Annotated in this window: 6 protein-coding genes and 1 pseudogene; 1 reads left to right on the forward strand and 6 read right to left on the reverse strand. The window is 65.1% G+C overall.

Translation table 11 applies throughout. The annotated features are described in order from the left end of the window. The 6 genes and pseudogenes from pyrF to AUC71_RS02255 form a co-directional block, all read right to left on the reverse strand. Positions 1-587 (reverse strand): orotidine-5'-phosphate decarboxylase (gene pyrF / locus AUC71_RS02230; protein ID WP_069622959.1); only part of this gene is annotated, 587 nt, incomplete at its 3' end. 73 nt (positions 588-660) lie between these two features. Then, positions 661-1,145: pseudogene (locus tag AUC71_RS22505) on the reverse strand (NADPH-dependent FMN reductase). Between the two features lie 21 nt (positions 1,146-1,166). Beyond that, a complete protein-coding gene (locus AUC71_RS02240) occupies positions 1,167-2,246 on the reverse strand; it encodes an AI-2E family transporter (RefSeq protein ID WP_158007668.1) in 1,080 nt (359 codons plus the stop codon). A gap of 103 nt (positions 2,247-2,349) precedes the next feature. Beyond that, positions 2,350-3,510 carry a molecular chaperone DnaJ gene (gene dnaJ, locus AUC71_RS02245; RefSeq protein ID WP_069622961.1) on the reverse strand — a complete coding sequence of 387 codons (1,161 nt, stop codon included), beginning with the start codon at positions 3,508-3,510 and terminating at the stop codon, positions 2,350-2,352. A gap of 105 nt (positions 3,511-3,615) precedes the next feature. Continuing rightward, the gene (dnaK, locus tag AUC71_RS02250) at positions 3,616-5,541 is read right to left on the reverse strand and encodes a molecular chaperone DnaK (RefSeq protein ID WP_069622962.1); all 1,926 of its coding nucleotides are present in this window, start codon (positions 5,539-5,541) and stop codon (positions 3,616-3,618) included. A gap of 207 nt (positions 5,542-5,748) precedes the next feature. Continuing rightward, positions 5,749-6,579 (reverse strand): methyltransferase domain-containing protein, encoded by an 831-nt coding sequence (locus tag AUC71_RS02255; protein ID WP_069622963.1) that lies wholly within the window; start codon positions 6,577-6,579, stop codon positions 5,749-5,751. A 53-nt stretch (positions 6,580-6,632) separates the two neighbouring features. Between AUC71_RS02255 and AUC71_RS02260 the strand changes: the two genes are divergently transcribed. Continuing rightward, positions 6,633-7,250: an alpha-ketoglutarate-dependent dioxygenase AlkB family protein gene (locus tag AUC71_RS02260; RefSeq protein WP_069622964.1), complete on the forward strand. Its 618-nt coding sequence runs from the start codon at positions 6,633-6,635 to the stop codon at positions 7,248-7,250. Positions 7,251-7,301 lie beyond the last annotated feature (51 nt).

A 7,301-nucleotide genomic window follows, 5' to 3' on the forward strand; every position in this document is an offset into this window, starting at 1 on the left:
CCGCGTCCGTGGGCGTCACCACGCGGGGCCTGGTCTTGCACGTCGGTCCCCGCCTGACGGATGCCGGGGGTCACGATGAGGAAGTTCCGCAAGCGCTCGCGCAAGGCCGCCGCTTCCTTGCCCGAGGCGACGATACCGTCCAGCCCTGCGTCCTGAGAGAGCCGCGCGCGCTCCTGCACGAGAGCCAAGGGCGGCATCTCGATGCCTTGCTCCGACAAGTCGGCGCGGTCGAGATTGGTCAGCACCGTAACGCCAAGAAGCTTGAGCGCGCTGTCGCCGCGCCCGCGCACGGCCGCATCGAGCGTCTTGCGGTCGGTGGCATGCACCGTGACGAAGTGAGCGCCGGTCTTGGCGATCGCGGCGGTCGCCCGCTCGACCGTCGCCTCGATGTCGAGTAGTTTGGCGTCGAGAAACACGCGGTGGCCGTCCTTCGCGAGCTCTTCGGCCAGCGCAAGACCGCCGGCATAGATGAGCTCGAGGCCGAGCTTGTAAACGCCGACGCTGTCGCCGAGCTTGTCGATGAGCGCGCGGGCCTCGTCCACATGGGGCACGTCGAGCGCGACGATGATCCGGTCCTTCGGGCTCATGCGGCAAACTTCCTTGCGGCGACGGCCAGCGCTTCGACCACGCCGGCGAACATCTTCTGCTGGGTCTCGTCCTTCAGGCTCCCGTCGGCCTCGAAGGCTGGCTGGCGCGCGGCAGCGCCATTTGCTGCGGAATAACGGTGGCGCCCAAGCCCACGGCGAGGATCTGCCGCAGCATGAGCAGGGCGCGCATCGTCCCGTAATAGCCGGGAGACGCGCCCGAGATGGCGAAAACCCGTGTCCTGAACACGTCCGGTTCGTCCTTTACGCGGCTCAGCCAATCGATCGTGTTCTTGAGCAGCGGCGGAACCGCGGCATTGTACTCCGGCGTCACGATCATCACCCCGTCATACTCCTCCAGCAGCGCCTTGAGGCCCGCGCGCGTTCCGGCACGCCTTCGTCGTTTTCCAGATCGCCGTGATAGATCGGCATGTGATAGTCGGCCAGATCCGCGAACACCGCCTCGATGCCGTTCGCCTCGGCAATGTGCCGCCCGAGCTGGGCGAGCTTCTTGTTGTGCGACCCCTCCCGGGCGCTACCGGCAAAAAACAATAGCCGCATGCAAATCTCCTGCTTCGCGCTTTAGGCGCCGTCGGTCTTCCCGTCCTCGTCCTGACCGAACACATGACGCAAGGGAACGGTTGCGGCGGCCGCGAGTGGGGTAGCGAGCGCCAGCCCCAGAAGTCCGAACACGGCGCCGAACACGAGCTGGTTGAGGATCACCGCCGCTGGCGGCATCGATACCGCGCGGGCCTGGATCAGCGGCGTCAGCAGATAGCTCTCCAGGAACTGGACGCAGCAATAAAGCCCGAGCGCCCACAAGGCCAAATTCAAGCTCTCGCCGCCGGCCACGAGGATGATTGGAATCGCGCCGATGATCGGCCCGAGATAGGGCAGGAAGCACGCAAGCCCCGCGAACAGCGCCAGCACGAAGGCGATCGGTACGCCGAGGATCAACAGCCCGAGATAGGTGAAGACGCCGATCGCCGACATGGTGATCGACTGTCCGATCAGCCAGCGCCGCAGCAGATCGCCGGTCTCGTACAAAAGCTCGAGCAGCGTCTCGCGCTTGTCCTCCGGCGCCAGCCGCGCCACCAGATTGACGTAAGTGTGCGGATCGGCGGCGAGATAGATGCCGAAGAACAGCACGATCAGCCCGGCGCTGAACAGACCGAACACTGACATGGCGACTGTGGTGGCGCCGGTGGCGATGCCCCACTGGCTCATGAAGTTGCCCAGCACCTGAACCAGATCGATGTTCTCGAGGATGGCCGTGCGGTCGATGAGAGTCGAAAGTTGAGAGGTCAGCGTAGTGACGCCGGCGGCGATGCTCTGCGCCAGCAGCGCGACCTGTGTTCCGAGCGTCGGTCCTGCCGTCCAGCCGGCAAGGGCGAGACCGGCGAGGCCGGCGAGCGCCACCACGGCCAGCATCAGCAGGCGCGGCAGGCCGGTCATCTCCGAGAGCCAGCGGCTGGCGCCGTAGAGCACGATGGCGAGCAGGATGCCGGCGAAGGTCAAAAAGATCGCCGTCTGCGCGTACCAAAGCACGCTGGCGAGCGCGATCACGGCGATGACCGCGACAGTCGCTCTTGCCGCCCGCTTCATGACCGCCGGCTCGTGGAACGCTGCCTTCGGGCTGTTCTTGGCAGGCTCGCCGGCCATCGTCATCTCGCTGTGAAGACCGCGCGAAAGTAATGCGGGACGGGGGCGCGGGAGCTGAAGGGAACGCCCAATCTACGTCAATCAGGGCGGGAAGGGATAGGCGCTACTCGCCGATACCCTCAAAGAACTCCTTCACCCGGGCGAAAAATCCGGCCGAGGCCGGGCTCGTGTCCGGGTTGGACGCCTCCTCGAACGCCTTCAAGAGATCGCGCTGCTTGCGCGACAGGTTCTTCGGCGTCTCGACCTCGACCTGGATGTAGAGGTCGCCCTGCTGCTTGGAGCGCAGCACGGGCATGCCCTTGGCCTTGAGGCGGAACTGCTTCCCGCTTTCGGAGCCCTCGGGGACTTTCACGCGGCTGCGGCCGCCGTCGATGGTGGGCACCTCGATCTGGCCGCCGAGCGCCGCGGTGGTCATGGCGATGGGCACGCGGCAGAACAGATCCGCGCCGTCGCGCTGGAAGAACTCATGGGGCTTGATCGACAGGAAAATGTAGAGGTCCCCGGGCGGTCCGCCGCGCACGCCCGCCTCGCCTTCGCCGGCAAGCCTGATGCGCGTGCCGTCCTCCACGCCCACCGGAATGGTGACGGACAAGGTGCGCTCGCGGATCACGCGGCCGGCGCCGTTGCATGACGGGCAGGGCGTCTCGATCATCTCGCCGCGTCCCTGACAGGCCGGGCAGGTGCGTTCGATGGTGAAGAAGCCCTGGCTGGCGCGGACCTTGCCGACGCCGCCACAAGTCCGGCAGGCGGTGGGCGAGGTGCCGGCCTTGGCGCCGGAACCCGAACAGTCGTCGCAGGTGACGGATGTCGGCACGCGGATCTGTGCCGTCTTGCCTTCGTAGGCCTCCGCGAGCGTGATTTCCATATTGTAGCGGAGATCGGCGCCGCGCTCGCGGCCCGAGCGCTGCCGCGGCCGGCGCGTGCCGCCCATGAACTCGCCGAACAAATCGTCGAACATGGCCGACATCGAGGCGGAGAAATCCGTACCGAAACCGTGCGGGCCGCCGGCGCCGAAGCCCCCGAACCCATGGCCGCCGCCCTCGAAGGCGGCATGGCCGAAGCGATCATAAGCCGCGCGGCGCTGCGGATCCTTCAGGGCCTCGTAGGCCTCGTTGGCTTCCTTGAAACGCTGTTCTGCGGTGGGATCGCCGTTGCAGGTATCGGGGTGGCATTCCTTGGCGAGACGGCGGAACGCAGACTTGATCGCCGCGTCATCCGAGCCGCGATTCACACCCAATACGTCGTAGTAGCACCGTTTCGCCATCACCCCTCCGGACCGTCACGACCGCCGTCCTGCACGCGGCGGCGCACAAGTCTCTTGTTGGGCTTGCGCGGAGCCTCGTGAGGACTCCGCCGCCAGTTTGTTGCGTTACGCGGACTTCTTACTGTCGTCGTCCTTGACCTCTTCGAAGTCGACATCGACGACGCCTTCATCGGAGCCGCCGCCGCCGGCATCGGCGGTCGGGCCGCCCTCGCCGCCGCCCGCGCCTTGCGCCGACTGATACATCGCTTCGCCGAGCTTCATGGAAGCTTGCGCGACCGCATCCACCTTCTGCTTGATGGCTTCCACGTCCTCGCCTTCCGCGGCGGTCTTGAGCTCGGCCACGGCAGCTTCCACTGCCGCCTTGTCCTCCGCCGAAACCTTGTCGGCGAAATCAGCGAGCATCTTGTCCGTGGAGTGCACCAGCGCCTCGGCCTGGTTACGGACTTCCACCAATTCGCGGCGCTTCTTGTCTTCCTCGGCGTGGCTCTCGGCTTCCTTCACCATGCGGTCGATGTCGGAATCGCTGAGACCGCCCGAGGCCTGGATGCGGATGGATTGTTCCTTGCCAGTCGCCTTGTCGGCCGCCGACACGTTGACGATGCCGTTGGCGTCGATGTCGAAGGTCACCTCGATCTGCGGCACGCCGCGCGGCGCGGGCGGAATGCCCACGAGATCGAACTGGCCGAGCATCTTGTTGTCGGCCGCCATCTCGCGCTCGCCCTGGAAGACGCGGATGGTCACCGCGTTCTGATTGTCTTCCGCGGTCGAGAACACCTGGCTCTTCTTGGTGGGAATCGTGGTGTTGCGGTCGATCAGCCGTGTGAATACGCCGCCCAGTGTCTCAATGCCGAGCGACAGCGGTGTCACGTCGAGCAGCAGCACGTCCTTTACGTCGCCCTGCAGCACACCGGCCTGAATGGCCGCGCCGATGGCGACCACCTCGTCCGGGTTCACGCCCTTATGGGGCTCCTTGCCGAAGAAGGTCTTCACCGTCTCCACGACCTTCGGCATGCGGGTCATGCCGCCGACCAGGATCACCTCGCTGATCTCGCCCGGCTTGAGACCGGCATCCTTCAGCGCGGCCTCGCAAGGCGCGATGGTCCGCTTGATCAAATCCTCGACCAAGCTTTCCAGCTTGGCGCGGGTGAGTTTCATCGTGAGGTGCTTCGGGCCGGACTGGTCGGCCGTGATGAAGGGCAGGTTGACCTCGGTCTGCTGCGTGGAGGAGAGCTCGATCTTGGCTTTCTCCGCGGCCTCTTTCAGGCGCTGGAGCGCGAGCTTGTCGCTGCGCAGATCGATGCCTTGTTCTTTCTTGAACTCGTCGGCGAGGTAATCGACGATGCGCATGTCGAAGTCTTCACCGCCGAGGAAGGTGTCGCCGTTGGTTGACTTCACCTCGAACACGCCGTCGCCGATCTCCAGGATGGAGACGTCGAACGTGCCGCCGCCCAAGTCGTAGACGGCGATGGTCTGGCCTTCCTTTTTCTCAAGTCCGTAGGAGAGCGCGGCGGCCGTCGGCTCGTTGATGATGCGCAGGAACTTCAGACCCGCGATCTTGCCTGCGTCCTTGGTGGCCTGGCGCTGGGCGTCGTTGAAATAGGCCGGCACCGTGATGACCGCCTGTTCGACCTTTTGGCCGAGATGGGACTCGGCCGTCTCTTTCATTTTCTGAAGGATGTAGGCGGAGATCTGCGAGGGCGAATACTTCTTACCGTGGGACTCGACCCAGGCGTCGCCGTTGTCGGCTTTCACCAACTGGTAGGGCACGAGCTTCTGATCTTTGGCGACCGTGGGATCCTCCCAGCGGCGGCCGATCAGGCGCTTGATGGCGAAGAAGGTGTTCTCGGGATTGGTAACCGCCTGACGCTTGGCCGGCAGTCCGACCAGAACCTCGCCGTCATCGGTGAACGCCACCATCGAGGGCGTCGTGCGCATGCCCTCGGCATTCTCGATGACCTTGGGGTTCGATCCATCCATGACCGCGACACAGGAGTTCGTCGTGCCGAGGTCGATACCAATCACTTTCGCCATTGCGAGCCTCTCTTTCTGGCAAACCGTCCGGGCCCTGACACGGCACCCGATTTCAACTGACGCGCCTCGCATCCAAGCGGCGCGATCCGGTCCCCAATTGTTTCGCCGTCCCCGCCGAACGGACTGCGGCGGGGCTCCGCGGTTATATAGGTGGCAACCCTATGGCCCGCAAGGATAAGGCAGGCTTCCGGGTGCGGCGATTGGGGGTCACGATACGCGTTTCCACGCTCCGATCAGGACAGGGGTCAGACAATAATAGCGGCCGTCCGCCGCGGCCTCCGCCATATCCGCCTTGAAGGCATCGGCGCGCGCTCGATCGGCAAGACCAAGTTCTACGGCCGAGGCGAAGAGTCCTTGGTAAACGCCGATTAGCATTGCCGCCATATCACGGAGCGGAAGGTACTTAATCTCGGTTACCGTGCCGTCAAGCGAGCCGATTCCGGCACCCTCGAACTGGGCCGGCAACTGCCGTCCCGCCCGCAAGTTCCGCCCGTGGCCGCGAAAGACCCCTTCGAACAAGCGGTTAAACTCCGTCATGGCGTGGCAAATGGGCTCGACGGCGATAGCGCCGAAGTCGAATTCCTGCGCCGCCACCACCCCGCCCGGCTTGGTCCAGGTGTGCATCTTCTCGAGCGCTGCGATCGGCTCTTGCATATGCATGAGGAACAGCCGGCAATAGGTGAGGTCGAAGGGTGCACCGGGCACGGTGTCGCTCGCGAGCATATCAGCCTGGACGAGCTGGAAATTCGCGCCGCCTTCGGCCTTGAGGCCGGCGAGCGCATGGGCCCCAAGCTGACCGTCGATCTCAAGCCCCGTCACGGTGCCGTCCGGGCCCACCCGGTCGGCCAGCAGCCGCATCACCTGTCCTGGGCCTGAGCCCACGTCGAGGCAGGACATGCCCGGTTTCAGGCCGATCCGGTCGAGCAGCGCCTCGGTCGCGCTCTGCCACATGGCCCCCTGGTTGCGCAGGCGCTGATATTCCTCAGCGTCACGCGAATGCACGTAGCCGTCGGGATTTGTGGCATGAGGCTCGCCCATGAAACTCATTCCGCGTTGCGAAGAGCGTTATACGGGGGAACGGTAGGCGGAGACTGAGGCGGAGCAAAGGACCATTGCGGCATTTTCCGAGGGCATTGAACAGGCCGGCGCAAATGGCCCTTCTTGGTGCGATCCGGAAGGTGATCGCGGAAGCGCCGCTCTACACCCCCACCATGCCGCGCTCGGGCAAGCCCATGTCCGTGCGCATGACCAACGCCGGGCCGCTCGGCTGGGTCACCGACAAGGAGCGAGGCTACCGCTATCAGGCCATGCACCCCGAGACGGGGAAACCGTGGCCGCCGATTCCGCCGATGCTTTTGGATCTTTGGACCGAATGCGCGGGCTACCCGCAGCCGCCGGAAGCCTGCCTCATCAACTACTATGCGGGCGCCGCCAAGATGGGGCTGCATCAGGATCGCGACGAGCAGGACTTCGACGCGCCCGTGCTCTCCGTGTCGCTGGGCGATACCGGTATCTTCCGCGTCGGCGGCACAGCGCGAAAAAGCCCGACGCAGAGTTACGAGCTCAGATCGGGCGACGTGTTCGTGCTCGGCGGGACGGACCGTCTTGCCTATCACGGCATCGACCGCGTGCTTCCCGGGACCAGCGATCTTCTAGAAGAAGGCGGCCGCTTCAATCTCACGCTGCGGCGTGTGACGAAGCCTGATTGAGCCCCATCCTTCGAGGCCCGGCGCGTCATGCTGAGGTGCGAGCGAAGCGAG

The sequence above is a fragment of the Methyloceanibacter marginalis genome (assembly GCF_001723295.1).
In the GTDB taxonomy this organism is placed as follows: Bacteria; Pseudomonadota; Alphaproteobacteria; order Rhizobiales; family Methyloligellaceae; genus Methyloceanibacter; species Methyloceanibacter marginalis.